This window comes from Pseudomonas sp. GD04158, from assembly GCF_029834875.1.
Taxonomy (GTDB): domain Bacteria; phylum Pseudomonadota; class Gammaproteobacteria; order Pseudomonadales; family Pseudomonadaceae; genus Aquipseudomonas; species Aquipseudomonas hydrolytica.
Map to the genome: position 1 here is coordinate 11,271 of NZ_JAODYT010000002.1, position 16,429 is coordinate 27,699.

Sequence of the window (16,429 nt, forward strand, 5' to 3'; positions counted from 1 at the left end):
CATAAAAGCATTATTTTGTTTGGGTGTAAAAGGTTCGCTCACATCGAACCCACCCGAATCCCCAACGGCCACACCGGTAAGGAATTATGTGCGGAATAGCAGGAGAACTACGTTTTGATCGACGCCCCGCGGATCTGGCGGCTGTCGAACGCATCACCCACCACCTGGCCCCGCGCGGCCCAGACGCCCATGGCTTTCACAGCCAGGGCCCCATCGCCCTCGGCCACCGCCGCCTGAAGATCATGGACCTAGCGGAAGCCTCGGGCCAGCCGATGATCGACAGCGATCTCGGCCTGTCCATGGTGTTCAACGGCGCCATCTACAACTACCCCGAGCTGCGTACCGAACTGGAGACGCTGGGCTATCGCTTCTTCTCCGGTGGCGACACCGAAGTGCTGCTCAAGGGCTATCACGCCTGGGGCGAAAAGCTGCTGCCCAAGCTCAACGGCATGTTCGCCTTCGCCGTGTGGGAGCGCGACAAGCAGAGCCTGTTCATCGCCCGCGACCGCCTCGGCGTCAAGCCGCTGTACCTGTCGCGCACCGGCGAGCGCCTGCGCTTCGCTTCCTCGCTGCCGGCCCTGCTGCAAGGCGGCGACATCGCCAAGACGCTGGACGCCGTGGCGCTGAACCATTACCTGAATTTCCATGCCGTGGTGCCGGCGCCGCGCACCATCCTCGCCGGCGTGGAGAAACTGCCACCCGCCACCTGGATGCGCATCGACGCCGAGGGCAGGACCGAGCAGCAGCGCTGGTGGTCGCTCGAGTTCGGCCCGCGAGGCGAGGAAGCCGGCTACAGCTTCGAGGACTGGCGCGAACAGGTGCTGGGCACCATGCGCGAAGCGGTCGCCATCCGCCAGCGCGCTGCGGTGGACGTCGGCGTGCTGCTCTCCGGCGGCGTCGATTCGAGCATGCTGGTCGGCCTGCTGCGCGAAGCCGGCGTGGAGAACCTGCTGACCTTCTCCATAGGCTTTCAGGATGCCGGCGGCGAGCGTGGCGACGAATTCCAGTATTCGGATCTGATCGCCCGTCACTTCGCCACCCGTCATCACCAGCTGCGCATCGGCGAGCACGAGATTATCGAGCAGTTGCCGCAGGCCTTCCGCGCCATGAGCGAGCCGATGGTCAGCCACGACTGCATCGCCTTCTACCTGCTCTCGCGTGAAGTGGCCAAGCACTGCAAGGTGGTGCAGAGCGGCCAGGGCGCCGACGAGCTGTTCGCCGGTTACCACTGGTACCCGCTGGTCGACGGCGCCGATGACGCCTTCGCCGCCTACCGCGCCGCCTTCTTCGACCGCGAGCATGACGAGTATGCCGCCTGCGTGCGCCCGGCCTGGCTCACCGGCGACATGGCCGGCGAGTTCGTCCGCGAGCATTTCGCCCAACCCGGCGCCGATGCGGCGGTGGACAAGGCGCTGCGCCTGGACAGCACGGTGATGCTGGTGGACGACCCGGTCAAGCGCGTGGACAACATGACCATGGCCTGGGGCCTGGAAGCGCGCACGCCGTTCCTCGACTACCGCGTGGCCGAGCTGTCGGCGCGCATTCCGGCGCGCTTCAAGCTGCCCGAGGGAGGCAAGTACGTGCTCAAGGAGGCGGCGCGCCAGGTGATCCCCGGCGAGGTGATCGACCGCCCCAAAGGCTACTTCCCGGTACCGGGTCTCAAGCATCTGGAAGGTGCCACCCTCGGCTGGGTGCGCGATCTGCTGCTCGATCCCAGCCAGGATCGCGGCCTGTTCAACCCGACCATGCTCGACCAGCTGCTGACCAACCCGCAAAACCAGCTGACGCCGCTGCGCGGTTCCAAGCTGTGGCAGCTGGCGGCGCTCAACCTGTGGCTGAGCGAACAGGGTCTGTAAAACCAAACAGGGGCGGACTAGCGCCGCCCCTACAGGATCAATGGTCGTAGCCCGGATGAATCCGGGGTTGTCACGACACCACACTCGATCCGGCCCAGACCGGAGGTAGAGATCAAGGACAACTCATGCGCTCCACTGCCTACAACCAACGCCTCCTGCGCGGCCAGACGCCCTCCTACGAACGCCTGCAGGCGCGCCTGGCCGAGGATCACGCCAGCCAGCCGAGCCAGCCGCAGGCCATTCATTGCGGCTGGGGCCGCCTGCTGATCGGCCACACCTACCCCGACGCCACGACCCTGGCCGAAGCCCTGCTGGCCGAGCAACCCGGCGAGCGCGATATCGCGCTCTACGTCGCGGCCCCGCATCAGGTGCTGGCGCATGCCCCCCAGCAGCTGTTCCTCGACCCCTCCGACACCCTGCGCCTGTGGTTCAGCGACTACCGTCCGGCACGCCGCATCTTCCGCGGCTTTCGCATTCGCCGCGCGCAGAACGACGCGGACTGGCAGGCGATCAACTGCCTGTACCAGACCCGCAACATGCTGCCGATCGATCCGGCCAAGCTGACCCCCTACAACGAAGGCGGCCCCACCTACTGGCTGGCCGAGGACGAGAACAGCGGCGCGGTGGTCGGCAGCGTCATGGGCCTGAACCATCAGCGCGCCTTCCGCGACCCGGAGAATGGCAGCAGCCTGTGGTGCCTGGCGGTAGCGCCACAGTGCAGCCGCCCCGGTGTCGGCGAGGCGCTGGTGCGCCACCTGATCGAGCACTGCATGAGCCGCGGCCTGAGCTACCTCGACCTGTCGGTATTGCACGACAACCGCCAGGCCAAGAAGCTCTACGCCAAGCTGGGCTTTCGCGAGCTGCAGACCTTCAGCCTCAAGCGCAAGAACGGCATCAACCAGACCCTATTCCTCGGCCCCGGCCCGCAGGCCGAACTCAACCCCTATGCCCGCATCATCGTCGACGAGGCGCTGCGCCGTGGCATCGAGGTGCAGGTGGACGACGCCGAAGCCGGGCTGTTCACCCTCAGCCATGGGGGACGACGCATTCGTTGCCGCGAGTCGTTGTGCGACCTGACCAGCGCGGTGAGCATGACCCTGTGCCAGGACAAGCGCCTGACCCACCGCGCCCTGTCGCGCGCCGGGCTCAGCGTGCCGGCGCAACGTCTGGCGGGCAATGCCGAGGATAACGCCGCCTTCCTCGCCGAACACGGCTCGGTGGTGGTCAAGCCGGTGGACGGCGAACAGGGCCAGGGTGTGGCGGTCGATCTGCGCACCCCGGGCGAGGTGCAGGAAGCCATCGAACGCGCCCGCGTGTTCGACCAGCGCGTGCTGCTGGAGAGCTACCACGCCGGCCACGACCTGCGCGTGCTGGTGATCGGCTACGAAGTGGTGGCCGCCGCGATCCGCCGTCCGGCCGAGATAATCGGCGATGGCCGACACAGCATCGGCGAGCTGATCGACGCGCAGAGCCGACGCCGCCAGGCCGCCACCGGCGGCGAAAGCCGCATTCCCAAGGACGCCGAGACCCTGCGCACGCTACACGGCGCCGGTCTCGACTACGACAGCGTACTGCCGGCCGGCCAGCGCCTGGCAGTGCGCAAGACCGCCAACCTGCATACCGGCGGCACTCTGGAGGACGTTACCGCGACCCTCCACCCGGCGCTGCGCGACGCCGCCATCAAGGCGGCGCGCACCCTGGAAATCCCGGTGGTCGGCCTCGACCTGCTGGTGCCCGCCGCCGATCAGCCCGATTACGTGTTCATCGAGGCCAACGAACGCGCCGGCCTGGCCAACCACGAACCGCAGCCGACAGCCGAGCGTTTCGTCGACCTGCTGTTCCCGCTGAGCCAGGTGACTGGCTGACCAGGGGGAGGCCAATCAACGCCGGAGTGAATCCACTCGCGCAGCGACCTTGCATCGGTCGCCCGTGAATTCGCTCCCGCACGCAACCTGCCAGATATGCGAGGGGACTCCATGCAACAGATACCCGAACCCGACCTCGACTATATGCAGAAGGTACTGCTGGAGATGCTCGCCATCCCCAGCCCCACCGGTTTCACCGACACCATCGTGCGCTACGTCGCCGAGCGCCTCGAAGAGCTGGAAATTCCCTTCGAGCTGACCCGCCGCGGCACCATCCGCGCCACTCTGCGCGGTCGTCAGAGCGAGTACGAACGCTTCGATCGCGCGGTTTCCGCGCACCTGGACACCATCGGCGCCATCGTCCGCGAGATCAAGGACAACGGCCGCCTCGGCCTGGCCCCCGTGGGCTGCTGGTCGAGCCGTTTCGCCGAGGGCAGCCGGGTCAGCCTGTTCACCGACCACGGTGTGATCCGCGGCAGCGTGCTGCCGCTGATGGCCTCCGGGCACGCCTTCAACACTGCGGTCGACACCCTGCCGGTGAGCTGGGATCACGTCGAACTGCGCCTGGATGCCTACTGCGCCACCCGCGCCGACTGCGACGCCCTGGGCATATCGGTGGGCGATTTCGTCGCCTTCGACCCGCTGCCGGAGTTTTCCGAAAGCGGCCACATCAGCGCCCGCCACCTCGACGACAAGGCTGGCGTCGCCGCCCTGCTGGCCTCGCTCAAGGCGATTCACGATCACGGCCTGCAACCGCTGATCGATTGCCACCCGCTGTTCACCATCACCGAGGAAGTCGGCTCCGGCGCCGCCGCCGCCCTGCCCTGGGACGTCAGCGAGTTCGTCGGCATCGACATCGCCCCGGTCGCCCCCGGCCAGCAATCGAACGAACATGCCGTCAGCGTGGCCATGCAGGATTCGGGCGGGCCCTATGACTATCATCTGTCGCGCCAGTTGCTGCGCCTGGCCGCCGAGCAGGAAGTGCCGGTGCGGCGCGACCTGTTCCGCTACTACCACAGCGACGCGCAGTCGGCGGTGGCCGCCGGCCACGATATCCGTACCGCGCTGCTGGCCTTCGGCTGCGACGCCACCCATGGCTACGAGCGCACCCATATCGACAGCCTCAAGGCCCTCAGCCGCCTGCTCACCGCCTACATGATGAGCCCGCCGGTATTCGCCAGCGATGCCCAGCCGGCGCAAGGTTCGCTGGAGCGCTTCAGCCATCAGCTGGAGCACGATGCGCAGATGGAAAGCGAGACACGCGTTCCACCTGTGGACAGTCTGCTCGGCCAGCACGATCGGGACGCTTGAAGGGCCGCGCGCATAAGGGCAAAGTGAGAAAAGATGCCAGGGGGAGCGCCAGCTCCCCTTTTTAATGTTCCGCCGCTTCATCCCTGCGGGGGCTTGCGCGCCAGAACGCCATCTGCGCTGGTATGGCCTGCGCTACCTGGGGCAGCCCAGCGGGCCATTTTTTGTGACTCATTGAGGTTCACGGATGCCTCGTCTATGTCTGGCTTTGCTGCTGTTCTGGCTTGCCTCGCCAAGCTGGGCGCTGATGCCTGCGCCGCTCGATAGCGACGATCTGCGCCTCGCGCTGGGCCCCTATACCGGCTATTACGAAGACCGCGACGGCAGCCTGAGCGTCGAGCAGGTACAGGCGCTGGACGACGAAGCCTTCGTGCGCCTGGAGGGCGAACACGCCAACCTGGGCAAGAACGCCTCGGTCTGGTGGTTCAAGGTACGCATGGTCAACGGCCTGCAGCACGAACTGGGCGGCTACCTGGAAATCAACTACCCGCTGCTCGACCATCTGCAGGTGTTTCTCGTCACTCCCGATGGCAGACGCCTGGAGCAGGAAAGCGGCGACCGCTATGCCTTCTCCCAGCGCCCGGTGCAGGTGCGCAATTTCTGGTTCCCGCTGCAACTGCAGCCGGGCGTCAGCACCCTGCTGGTACGGGTGGAGACCACCAGCACGGTATTCGTGCCGCTGTTCTTCAGTACCTACGGCGCCAGTGCCGCCGCCCAGGAAAACCTCATGGGCTTCAACGGCGCGTTCTATGGCGTGCTGTTCGCCATGTTCTGCTACAACCTGTTCCTCTACCTGTCGCTGCGCGAAGCCGCCTATTTCTGGTACCTGACCTACAACCTCAACGTCGGACTGCTGGCCGCCTGCTTCGACGGCATGCTGTTCAAGCTGCTGCCCGAGCATGTGGCCTTCCAGTCGGTGAGCATCTACATCCTGATGTACCTGCACTGCCTCACCGCCATCCAGTTCAGCCGCCACTTCCTGCACGCGCGCCAGTACTTTCCGCGCCTGGACACCGGCCTGCGCCTGCTGATGCTGGCCTGCGCCGGCATTCTCGTTTCGGTACCGCTGATCGGCCTGACCGCCTGGAACATCCTGGCCAGCGTCACCGTCTCCCTGGTTTCCCTGGCCCTGCTGCTCACCGGCCTCTACGTCTGGCGCCGTGGCGTGCGCTACGGCTCCTACTACACCCTGGCCTGGGCGATCATGCTGTTCGCCTTCATCCAGGCCACCACCGGCTCGCTGGGCCTGGAGGTCTTCGGCGTGTTCGGCGCCACGGCGGTGAAGATCGGCGTGACCATCGAGCTGATCACCCTGTCCATCGGTCTGGCCGACCGCATCAACCTTCTCAAGGAAGAGGGTTTCCAGTCGCGCCGCGCGGCCGAACAGGCGGCGTTCGAAAGCCAGGCCAAGAGCCGCTTCCTGGCCAAGATGAGCCACGAGATCCGCACCCCGCTCAATGGCGTGCTGGGCATGCTGCAGCTGCTGCGCGAAACGCCGCTGGACCGCAGCCAGCGCTTCTACGTCGACACCATCTCCAGCTCCGGCAGCTCGCTGATGGCGGTGATCAACGACATCCTCGACTACGCCCGCATCGAGTCCGGCAAGCTCAGCCTGGAACAGATCGAGTTCGATCTCGAGGACATGATCTCCGAGACCCTCAGCCTGTTCACCGGCCAGGCGCTGGACAAGCGCCTGCGCCTCTACGTCAGCCTCGAGGGCGGTGTGCCGCGGCGCATCCAGGGTGACCCGACGCGGCTCAAGCAGGTGCTGATGAACCTGCTCAGCAATGCCTTGAAGTTCACCGCCGAGGGCCATGTGGCGGTCAGCGTCAGCCGCCGCAGCGACAGCCATGGCCAGCCGCACCTGGTGTTCGCCGTCAGCGACAGCGGCATCGGCATCAGCGAGCAGGCCCTGGCCAAGCTGTTCGAATCCTTCGCCCAGGGCGACTCCAGCACCACCCGGCGCTACGGCGGCAGCGGTCTGGGCCTGGCCATCAGCAAGGAGCTGGTGGAGATGATGGGCGGCCGTATCGAGGTGCAGAGCACCCCGGGCCAGGGCACCCGCTTCGCCTTCGACATCCCCCTGCTCGAAGCGCCGGAAGCGCCCGACGACCTTGCCCGCCTGCTCGCCGGACGCACGGCCCTGCTCGCCTCGCTCGACGGCCTGGGCCTGGACGCCCTGAGTCGCCTGCTGGGCCGCTGGGGCATGCGCACCGAACGCTGCCAGACGCCCGAACGTCTGCAGGACTACCTGGAGGATTTCACCGCGCCGCCATTGCTGGTACTGATGGCGCCCTGGCCCGGCAGCGTCAATCACTGGCTCGAGTCGCTGCGCCCCATGCTGCAACTGCAGCAGCGCGTGCTGCTGGTGTGCCCGCCCGAGGCCTGTCAGCAACTGCCCGAGAGCAAGGGCCTGCGCCTGCAGCACCTGGCCCAGCCGCTGGCGATCAACGCCCTGCGCCAGGCCCTGACCGGGCTGTACGAAGAACCCAGAGCACAGGTACATCACTTGGTAAGAGAAGTACGCAGCGACAAGGGCGACGCCCCCTGCATCCTCGTCGCCGAAGACAACCCGGTTAATCAGCTGGTGGTGCAGGGCTTCCTGAAGAAACGCGGCTACAGCGTGCGCCTGGTGACCGACGGACAGGCCGCGGTGGACGAATACAGTCGCGACCCCGCCGCCGTTCAGCTGATCCTGATGGATTGCGAAATGCCGGTGATGGACGGTTTCGAAGCTACCCGGCAGATCCGTCGCCTGGAACACAGCCAGCAACTCGGTGCCGTGCCCATCATCGCCCTGACCGCGCATATCCTCGACGAGCACCGCCAGCACGGCATGGACGCCGGCATGGACGACTTCCTTGGCAAGCCGCTGGACAGCAAGCTGCTCTACAGCACCCTGGAGCGCTTTCTCAAGCTGCACAGCGCCTGAGGACGACGAGCTGTCGCGGCATGCCCGCGACTGGCTCTATCATAGGCGCCGTTTACTGGAGCCCCGTTGCCGTGCTGATTCCCGCCCACCTGCTGCAAGCCGACACCCTCACCGCCCTGATCGAAGACTTCGTCACCCGCGACGGCACCGACAACGGCGACGAGACCCCGCTGGAAACCCGCGTACAACGCGTGCGCCGCGCCCTGGACAAGGGCGAGGCGGTGATCGTCTTCGATCCGGACAGCCAGCAGTGCCAGCTGGCGATGAAGCGTGACGTGCCCAGGGAATGGCTGGAAGCGCTCAATGATTGACCGTGTGCGCCAGCATCACCGATAACTGGCACAGCGGCCGGCCGCTCTCGGCCTGCCACTGATTGAAAGCCGCCTGCACCGCGGCCAGGTCCTTCTGACTGGTGGGCGCCTTGTCGATGACGTCCTGCGCCTTGAGCGCGGCGACCATGTCGTCGGTGGGAACGAAGGTATCCTTGCCCACCATGCGCAGAAAACGCGGCGCCGACAGCCCGCCCAGCTGGTTGCCGTGCTTGGCCAGGTACTTCCACAGACCGACGATGTCGCCGGCCGGCCAGTCGGCGATCAGCGCGCCAAAGCTGCCCCTCTCGCGGCGCACGTCGAGGATGAACTGGGCATTGCGCGGCACGCTCTTGAGCTTGCCCAGGTGGCGGATCAGCCGCGCATCCTGCATCAGGTTCTCCAGGCGCTCGGCGCCCATCAGCACCACCTTCTCCGGGTCAAAGCCGAAGAACACTTCCTCGAACGCCGGCCACTTGGCGTCCACCAGGCTGTGCTTGAGGCCGGCGCGAAAGATGCGCAGGCTCATCAGCGACAGGTAGCGGTCATCGGAGAGCGCACGCAGTTCGGCATCGCTGCGCGGCTGCGGCAGCATGGCCTCCAGAGCCTTGGCCGAGCCGAAGCGGTTGAGGCAGAACTCGTGCAGCCACTTGTAATCACGCATGAATCGAATCCTTCATGAATCGGATGACGAAGCCTGCATGCAGAACGCCGAACGCCGCAAGTCTTGTAAAAAACAAGGGCGGGTGCCCCGACCTCGGGCTGACCCGCTGCACCCGCCCTACCCGCGCAAACGCTCGGCGGCCTGACGCAATGCTGCTTCGGTACCACTCCAGCCGAGGCAACCATCGGTGATCGACACGCCATAGCGCAATTCGCCGGAGAGTGCCTGGCACCCGTCGAACAGGTGACTCTCCAGCATCACCCCGCGCAGGCTGGTGTCGCCGGCCAGGCGCTGCTCGATCACGCTCTCCAGCACCGCCGGCTGGCGCAGCGGGTCCTTGCCGCTGTTGGCGTGGCTGCAGTCGACCATGATCCGCGGTGCGATGCCCTGACGCTGCAGCGCCTCGCGCGCGGCCGCGACGCTGGCGGCATCGTGGTTCGGCGCGCCATGACCGCCGCGCAGTACCAGGTGGGTATCCGGGTTGCCGGCGGTTTGCAGCAGCGCCGGATGGCCGAGGTCGTCGATGCCGAAATGCTGGTGCGGGTGCGCAGCCGAACGCATGGCGTCACAGGCGATGCCGACGCTGCCGTCGGTGCCGTTCTTGAAGCCGACCGGCAGATCCAGACCGCTGACCATCTCGCGGTGCACCTGCGACTCGCTGGTACGTGCGCCAATCGCCGCCCAACCGAGCAGATCATCGAAGTAGCCGGCAGCCATGGGTTGCAGCAGCTCGCTGGCCAGCGGCAGGCCACGGGCGAGGATGTCCAGCATCAGCTGGCGCGACAGGCGCAGCCCTTCGGCCATATCGCCGCTGCCATCCAGATGCGGGTCGTACAACAGCCCCTTCCAGCCCACGGTGGTACGCGGTTTTTCCACGTAGGCGCGCATCACCAGCAGCAGTTGGTCATCGACCTGCGGCGCCAGTTCGGCCAGGCGTTCGGCGTATTCGAGGGCGCTGGTGCGGTCATGCAGGGAACAGGGGCCGACGACTACCAACAGGCGCGAATCGGTGCCATCGAGCACGGCGCGGATGGCGTCGCGATCGGCGGCGATACGTTCGGCAAGTGCGCCGGGCAATGGCAGGCGCTGGCGCAATACGGCGGGGCTGGGCAGCGGCTGGGCGCTACGGCGGGCGATGGTGGTAACGGGGCAAGCGAGTTGAGCGGAGACGGATGCGTTCATGGTCTGGCGATTCCTTGGCCGGCGCGGTCGATACCGCGGCGGCGCTAACTGAGTGTTCGTTGCAAAGGTGTCAGGGCGGTGGTGACGCTGCTAAATCGCCAGTCGTAGCGGTAGTTGCGGTAATAACGGTTCATCTGCAAGTCCTCGATCTATGGCCGTTTTCGGCCGGAAAAAACAAAACCCCCGGTCGGGTTGCCGACCGGGGGTTTTCTGGAAAACGTCTCTGGTGGCGACCCTGCTGTCTCAGGCCGCCTGTGGGGTATCAGGCGCGCCTGTGGCTAAACCAATACCCAAAGAAGTAATACGCCGCGGCCGCGACCGACTGCGCACGCACCAGCGCGGCGCGCGTGGCACCGGCTTGCAGCGAGGACAGGACGTTGAGGCTGACGGACATGCAATTCTCCAAACAATGGCCGAACCATACTCCAGGCCTTTGCGGCCTGGCAAGCAGGCGGTTGGTTACAGACTCATCACATCGAGAAAGCGCGGCGTGGCGCTGTCGTCGATCTTCAGGCTCTTGAAATCGAACAGGTTGCGGTCGGCCAGTTGCGAGGGGTGCACGTTCTGCAGGGCGCGGAACATGATCTCGACGCGGCCCGGGCTCTTGCGCTCCCACTCCTGCAGCATCTCCTTGACCACCTGGCGCTGCAGGTTCTCCTGCGAGCCGCACAGGTTGCACGGGATGATGGGGAATTCCTTGAGCTGGCTGTAGGCCTCGATGTCGGCCTCGGCGCAGTAGGCCAGCGGGCGGATCACCACGTTGCGGCCATCGTCCGACAGCAGCTTGGGCGGCATGGCCTTGAGCGTGCCGCCGTAGAACATGTTGAGGAAGAAGGTTTCCAGGATGTCGTCGCGGTGGTGACCCAGCGCCATCTTGGTCGCGCCGATCTCGTCGGCGTAGGTGTACAGGGTGCCGCGACGCAGGCGCGAGCACAGCGAGCAGGTGGTCTTGCCCTCGGGGATCTTCTCCTTGACCACCGAGTAGGTGTCCTTCTCGATGATGTGGTACGCCACGCCGATGGACTCCAGATAAGCCGGCAGCACGTGCTCGGGGAAGCCGGGCTGCTTCTGGTCCATGTTCACCGCGACGATCTCGAACTTGATCGGCGCCACCTTCTGCAGGTACAGCAGCACGTCGAGCATGGTGTAGCTGTCCTTGCCGCCGGACAGGCAGACCATCACCTTGTCGCCATCCTCGATCATGTTGAAGTCGGTGATGGCTTCGCCGGCCAGGCGGCGAATGCGCTTCTGCAGTTTGTTCTGGTTGACCGAAAGGGTGCCCATGGTGCGTCGAGATCCGAGGGGTGGGAACGAAAGCGCGACATTTTACGCAGAAAGCCGCGCTCGCCCTACCCCACCGGCGGCGAAATGCTAGGCTCGGCCGATGAATGACGACCTAGACCCCGCCGCCGACCTCTGCGACCAGGTGCTGGAGCTGCTTCTGGCCGCGCCCGAGGGGGTGGCCGAATACCAGCTGATCCAGCAGCTCAAACAGCGCCATAGCGGCCATATCCCCAACCTGCCGCTGACCGACAAGCTGGTGCTGTTTCGCACCCACTTCCTGCTGTTCAACGCCCTGTACCGGCTGCGTGAGCGGCTCTGGCAGGACGGCAGCCACCTGCTGCAGATCAGCCCGCTGTGCATCCAGCTGCTGCCATACCAGGCCGGCAGCGCGGCGCTCAGCGAGCGCGACGGGCTGCGCGATTACTACTTGGACATGGACAACCTGCGCGACACCGACGAGCGCGATGTCGAGCGCCTGCTGGCCAGCTTCTGGACCCGCATGCAGGGCGGCGAGGAGAAGCAGGCGGCCCTGGGCCTGTTCGAACTCGACGAACAGGCGCCACTGGACCTGGCACGTATCAAGCACCGCTACCGACAACTGGTCAGCCAGCACCATCCCGACCGAGGCGGCAGCACAGAGCGGCTGCAGTCGATCAACAAGGCGATGGAAATTCTAGAGCGCTATTACAACTGATCTGCAGAGAGCGATTTGCTCTAAAGCCAGACACCACGCGCCCTCCAGCCGCTGCCTATACTGCGACATACGGTCGCATAGGTTCGGCCTGGCACCCGGTGGCGCTGTACATGCGCGCCGGGCGTCCGCTGGGGGGCGATCGTCATAAAAAGAGGAGGTGTCTGGCATGATCCACCACGTTTGGGGGCTCTTCACCCATCCCGACCAAGAATGGCAAGAAATCCGTGGCGAGGAAGAAACCATCAGCCACATGTACCTGACCCATGTGCTGATTCTCGCGGCTATCCCCGCCGTTTCGGCCTATATCGGCACGACCCAGGTTGGTTGGGCCATCGGTGACCGAGCACCCGTGATGCTTACCGAAGGCAGTGCGATGGTGATGACCATCATGTCCTATCTGGCGATGCTCGCCGGTGTGGCGGTGATGGGCGCCTTCATCCACTGGATGGCGCGCACCTATGACGCCAATCCCACCTTCACCCAGTGCGTCGTGTTCGCAGCCTATACCGCTACCCCGCTGTTCATCGGCGGCCTGGCAGCCCTCTACCCGCACTTGTGGCTGGGCATGGTGGTCGGCACGGTAGCCATCTGCTACACGGTTTACCTGCTTTACGTCGGCATACCGACTTTCATGAACATTCCCGAGGACGAAGGGTTCATGTTCTCCAGCTCGGTACTGGCGGTAGGCCTGGTGGTGCTGGTGGCGATGATCGCCAGCTCGGTGATTCTCTGGGGGCTTGGCATCGGCCCCGTCTACACCAGCTGAGCCTCGTTCGACTCGCTGAACCTCAAGGCCGCCTTCGGGCGGCCTTTTTCATGGCGGCTCGCTGATTGAAGATTTGCATTGAACCTACCGGCCGAATGACTGCCCGAAAATTTATAGGCAGTCAGCAGGCGGTGTTCCCATGTATGCGAACCTTTATACCCTTCTCACACGCCCAGACCGGGCCTGGACGGCCATTCGCCAGGACGAGGAGCGCAACAGCGCGAACTACCTGCCCTATCTGCTGCTGTTCAGCCTGCTTCCGGCGCTGTGCCTGTTCATCGGCACCCACTGGGTCGGCTGGAGCCTGGTGGACCGGGAGCGGGTTCGTCTGGATTTGGTCAGCGCACTGCAACTGAGTGCGCTGCTGTACCTGACGATCCTGATCGGGGTGGTCATCATGGGTTACGTCCTGCGCTACATGTCGCGAACCTTCGAGGCCAGGCCGACCTTCAACCAGTGCATCGGTTTCATCGCCTACACCTGCACGCCCTTCTTCATCGCCGGTCTCGCTGCGCTGTACCCGACGCGCTGGCTGGCCATCCTGGTACTGCTGGGCGCCTGCGCTCACGCCAGCTTCCTGCTCTATGTGGGGCTGCCGCGCTTCATGCGCATCGATAACCAGCAGAGCTTTCTCTATGCCTCTTCCATGGCGGGGGTGGCGCTGCTGGTGCTGGTCACCATCCTGGTCAGCATGATCCTGTTCTGGTCCTACACGCTCCAGCCGGACTACCAGCGAACGGTCGATCAGGACCAGAGCCGCGGCACGCAGCAGGAGCGCATGCAGCCGCCAGGAGACGAGTGATACCTGCGCAGGCGGGCTGCTTGCGGCATAATCGCGCGTCCGCCCTTCACCGCAGTGCGCCATGCCCGAACAGCTCCACGCCCGTGTCGAGGCCTGCTACCAGCTGGCCGAAGCCTTCTTCAAGCAACGCTTTGCTCGCCCGGAAGTGAGTTTCAAGCTGCGCGGACAGAAGGCCGGCGTCGCCCACCTGACGGAAAACAAGCTGCGCTTCAACCTGCAGCTGTATCGGGAAAACCGCGAGGACTTCCTGCGCCAGACGGTACCCCACGAAGTGGCGCACATGGTTGCCCATCAGTTGTTCGGCCCGCGCATCCAGCCGCATGGCGAGGAGTGGCAGCTGATCATGCGCGGCGTCTACGAGCTGGCGCCGCAGCGCTGTCACAACTATGAAGTGCAGCGGCGCAAGGTCAGCCGTTTCATCTACCGCTGCAGTTGCCCCGAGGGCGAGTTCCCCTTCTCGGCCCAACGCCACGCGAAGGTGGCCAAGGGCCAACGCTACTACTGCCGCCGCTGCAAGGTAACGCTACAGTTCACCGGTCAGCAGCGGGTGGAATAGCCCTGAGTATCCCGGCACGGCCGTAGGGTGTGCCGCGCGCACCTGCTGCTACCGTCAAGGCCGCCTGGCCCCCTGGTGCGCATGGCGCACCCTACGTCGGCAGGCTGCGAGCCAGGCAGCGCTCAGAGTTCATCTTCCAGCACCGACTTCAACCAGGCCGCGCGGGCTCGCGCTTGCTCGGCCATGCACTGCGCAGCCCAGAAACCGGTCCAGGGTGAACCCTGCACGCGGCTGCGCGCATACAGGCTGCAGCTCTGCTCACGCTGGCGAATCCAGCTCCGCTGGGCGTCGCGCAGCTCCACCACCAGCTCCGGCTCGTATTCCTTGAAATGGCTCAGCAGACGGTCATAGCTGCGCTGCAACTCATCTTCCGCCGCCTGCCACGCGGGCCCGTGACAGAGGTTGGCAGCCATGGCGCTGCCTTGCTGACAGGGATCCTCGGACTCAGCGGCGCTGATCGCCATGCAGAGACCTAGAAGCAGCAATGCCAGGTGGCGCATGGTTCAGTCCCCCGCCGCGTCTTGTTTGTCCTTCAAGGCCTGCGCCGGACGCGGCCTCGGGCGCCACAGGCGAGGTCTGGGCACGGCACGCGGCCGGCGCCGACTCAGCAGTGCCCGCACCCATTCGAACAGCGTCAGCACCAGCCAGAGCAGCAGTTCGATCAGCACCACCGCCAGCAACACGAGCGCCTCACCGAGCCCCAGCGCCGCACCGGCACCTGCCGCCGCGCCGGTCAGCAGATTGATCAGGGCGGTCAGGGCGCCGGCCAGCAGTTCCAGCAGCGCTACTAGCAACGAAAACAGGGCTTCCAGCATCGGGCGATCCTTGCACCAGTCATTTGGCCCTGCAGGCTAACGCCTGAGACTGCGCGGCGCCAGCGGCTGCCCGATCAGCCAAGCGCTCCAGCCGCGCGCAATGTCGCGATCTGCTCGGCGTCATAGCCCAGCTCGGCCAGCACCTGCGCGGTATGTGCGCCCAACGCCGCCCCGACATGCCGGGGTGCCGGCAGCCCGTGCGAGAACTTCAGCGGGCAGGCCAGTTGCGGCTGCGCCGGCAAACCCTCGCGCGGCACCTCGGCGACCAGAGTACGCGCCTTGATCTGCGGGTGTTCGAGCGCCTCGGACAGCGGCAGCATGGGCTCGACGCAGGCGTCCAGGGCAGCGAAACGCTCGCGCCAGTCGGCGAAATCGCGCTTTTCGAACTCGATTTCGATCTCGCGCTTGAGCGCTCGCTGATCTTCCGGCTTCGGCGACAGGCCGCGCGCTGCCAGTTCGGGCCGCCCCAGCGCCTGGCAGAACTGCTGCATGAACTGCGGCTCCAGGCTGCCCACCGAGAACCAGCGACCGTCACGGGTGCGGTAATAGTCGTAGAAGCTGCCGCCATTGAGCGCCTGATTCTCCATCTCCGGCTCCACGCCGGCACCGAGATAGCCGGCGCCGGCCATGCCGTGCAGGCTGAAGGCGCAGTCGGTCATGCTCACGTCCACCTGCTGGCCCTGGCCAGTGACCTGGCGCTGCACCACCGCGGCGAGCAGGCCGATCACTCCATGCAGGGAACCGCCGGCGATATCCGCCAGCTGCACGCCCAGCGGCAGCGGGCCGCTGTCGCGACGGCCGGTGTAGCTGGCGATGCCAGCCAGTGCCAGATAGTTGATGTCATGCCCGGCGCGATCCCGGTACGGCCCGGTCTGGCCGTAGCCGGTGATCGACACGTAGATCAGCCGCGGATTGATCGCCTTGAGCGCCTCGTAGCCGACGCCCAGCTTGTCCATCACCCCTGGGCGGAACTGCTCCAGCACGATGTCGTACTCGGCCACCAGTTTCTTCACCACCTCCACCGCCTCGGGGCGCTTGAGATCCAGGGCGATGCTGCGCTTGTTGCGATTGAGATAGGCGTGGCTGGTGGAGGTGCCGCCGTCGTGCGGTGGCAGCACGCGTACCAGGTCCATGCGCGTGGGCGATTCCACACGCAGCACCTCGGCGCCCATGTCGGCCAGCAGCAGCGAGGCGAACGGCCCGGGCAGCAGGGTGGAAAAATCGAGTACTTTCAGCGAAGACAGTGGGCCGGTCATGGCGACTCCCGATCAGATGATGTGGTATCGGGCGGGAGGCCGGAGCCCCTCTGCCCAACCCTCTCCCCAGCGGGGGCGAGGAAGTAGAAAGGTGAAACCCCGGCGCAGCCCGGATGCAATCCGGTAATCGATCAGGGCCAA

16 protein-coding genes are annotated in these 16,429 nt (G+C 65.6%); 9 read left to right on the forward strand and 7 right to left on the reverse strand.

The features are described 5' to 3' along the window. Window positions 1–86: 86 nt before the first annotated feature. The 5 genes from N7333_RS01150 (at window position 87) to N7333_RS01170 (ending at window position 8,272) form a co-directional block, all read left to right on the forward strand. Complete coding sequence (locus N7333_RS01150; protein ID WP_279858150.1) at window positions 87–1,856, forward strand: N-acetylglutaminylglutamine amidotransferase; 1,770 nt, start codon at window positions 87–89, stop codon at window positions 1,854–1,856. Between the two features lie 125 nt (window positions 1,857–1,981). Beyond that, window positions 1,982–3,721 (forward strand): N-acetylglutaminylglutamine synthetase, encoded by a 1,740-nt coding sequence (gene ngg / locus N7333_RS01155; RefSeq protein WP_148117759.1) that lies wholly within the window; start codon window positions 1,982–1,984, stop codon window positions 3,719–3,721. Between the two features lie 111 nt (window positions 3,722–3,832). Beyond that, on the forward strand, window positions 3,833–5,032 hold the full coding sequence (locus N7333_RS01160; protein WP_012019120.1) for an osmoprotectant NAGGN system M42 family peptidase: 1,200 nt from the start codon (window positions 3,833–3,835) through the stop codon (window positions 5,030–5,032). 184 nt (window positions 5,033–5,216) lie between these two features. After that, window positions 5,217–7,961, forward strand: coding sequence for a hybrid sensor histidine kinase/response regulator (locus N7333_RS01165; protein WP_273263304.1), 2,745 nt, complete (start codon window positions 5,217–5,219; stop codon window positions 7,959–7,961). Between the two features lie 71 nt (window positions 7,962–8,032). Then, the gene (locus tag N7333_RS01170; protein WP_003244369.1) at window positions 8,033–8,272 is read left to right on the forward strand and encodes a YheU family protein; all 240 of its coding nucleotides are present in this window, start codon (window positions 8,033–8,035) and stop codon (window positions 8,270–8,272) included. Here the strand turns inward: N7333_RS01170 and N7333_RS01175 are convergent. From N7333_RS01175 to ttcA, 4 genes are all read right to left on the reverse strand, one after another. Next, window positions 8,262–8,933, reverse strand: a complete 672-nt coding sequence (locus N7333_RS01175) for a DNA-3-methyladenine glycosylase I (protein WP_273263307.1) — start codon at window positions 8,931–8,933, stop codon at window positions 8,262–8,264. The genes N7333_RS01170 and N7333_RS01175 overlap by 11 nt on opposite strands. 117 nt (window positions 8,934–9,050) lie before the next feature. Beyond that, window positions 9,051–10,115: a 3-deoxy-7-phosphoheptulonate synthase gene (locus tag N7333_RS01180; RefSeq protein WP_273263309.1), complete on the reverse strand. Its 1,065-nt coding sequence runs from the start codon at window positions 10,113–10,115 to the stop codon at window positions 9,051–9,053. Window positions 10,116–10,377: 262 nt separating this feature from the next. After that, the gene (locus N7333_RS01185) at window positions 10,378–10,509 is read right to left on the reverse strand and encodes a hypothetical protein (RefSeq protein ID WP_273263311.1); all 132 of its coding nucleotides are present in this window, start codon (window positions 10,507–10,509) and stop codon (window positions 10,378–10,380) included. A gap of 65 nt (window positions 10,510–10,574) precedes the next feature. Next, on the reverse strand, window positions 10,575–11,399 hold the full coding sequence (gene ttcA, locus N7333_RS01190; RefSeq protein ID WP_003244364.1) for a tRNA 2-thiocytidine(32) synthetase TtcA: 825 nt from the start codon (window positions 11,397–11,399) through the stop codon (window positions 10,575–10,577). 100 nt (window positions 11,400–11,499) lie between these two features. Between ttcA and N7333_RS01195 the strand changes: the two genes are divergently transcribed. The 4 genes from N7333_RS01195 to N7333_RS01210 all read left to right on the forward strand — a co-directional run bounded on the left by N7333_RS01195 (window position 11,500) and on the right by N7333_RS01210 (window position 14,217). Continuing rightward, the gene (locus N7333_RS01195; RefSeq protein ID WP_003244362.1) at window positions 11,500–12,093 is read left to right on the forward strand and encodes a DNA-J related domain-containing protein; all 594 of its coding nucleotides are present in this window, start codon (window positions 11,500–11,502) and stop codon (window positions 12,091–12,093) included. A gap of 166 nt (window positions 12,094–12,259) precedes the next feature. Beyond that, window positions 12,260–12,859: a Yip1 family protein gene (locus N7333_RS01200; protein ID WP_003244360.1), complete on the forward strand. Its 600-nt coding sequence runs from the start codon at window positions 12,260–12,262 to the stop codon at window positions 12,857–12,859. A 139-nt stretch (window positions 12,860–12,998) separates the two neighbouring features. Then, window positions 12,999–13,661 (forward strand): Yip1 family protein, encoded by a 663-nt coding sequence (locus N7333_RS01205; protein ID WP_003244358.1) that lies wholly within the window; start codon window positions 12,999–13,001, stop codon window positions 13,659–13,661. A gap of 61 nt (window positions 13,662–13,722) precedes the next feature. Then, the gene (locus tag N7333_RS01210; RefSeq protein ID WP_012019126.1) at window positions 13,723–14,217 is read left to right on the forward strand and encodes a SprT family zinc-dependent metalloprotease; all 495 of its coding nucleotides are present in this window, start codon (window positions 13,723–13,725) and stop codon (window positions 14,215–14,217) included. Between the two features lie 122 nt (window positions 14,218–14,339). On the opposite strand, the gene N7333_RS01215 is transcribed toward N7333_RS01210, so the two are convergent. The 3 genes from N7333_RS01215 to N7333_RS01225 all read right to left on the reverse strand — a co-directional run bounded on the left by N7333_RS01215 (window position 14,340) and on the right by N7333_RS01225 (window position 16,288). Further along, on the reverse strand, window positions 14,340–14,717 hold the full coding sequence (locus tag N7333_RS01215; protein WP_279858163.1) for a DUF1311 domain-containing protein: 378 nt from the start codon (window positions 14,715–14,717) through the stop codon (window positions 14,340–14,342). Window positions 14,718–14,720: 3 nt separating this feature from the next. After that, window positions 14,721–15,032, reverse strand: coding sequence for a hypothetical protein (locus N7333_RS01220; protein WP_273263318.1), 312 nt, complete (start codon window positions 15,030–15,032; stop codon window positions 14,721–14,723). 74 nt (window positions 15,033–15,106) lie between these two features. Continuing rightward, window positions 15,107–16,288 (reverse strand): CaiB/BaiF CoA-transferase family protein, encoded by a 1,182-nt coding sequence (locus N7333_RS01225; protein ID WP_273263321.1) that lies wholly within the window; start codon window positions 16,286–16,288, stop codon window positions 15,107–15,109. Between the last annotated feature and the right edge of the window lie 141 nt (window positions 16,289–16,429).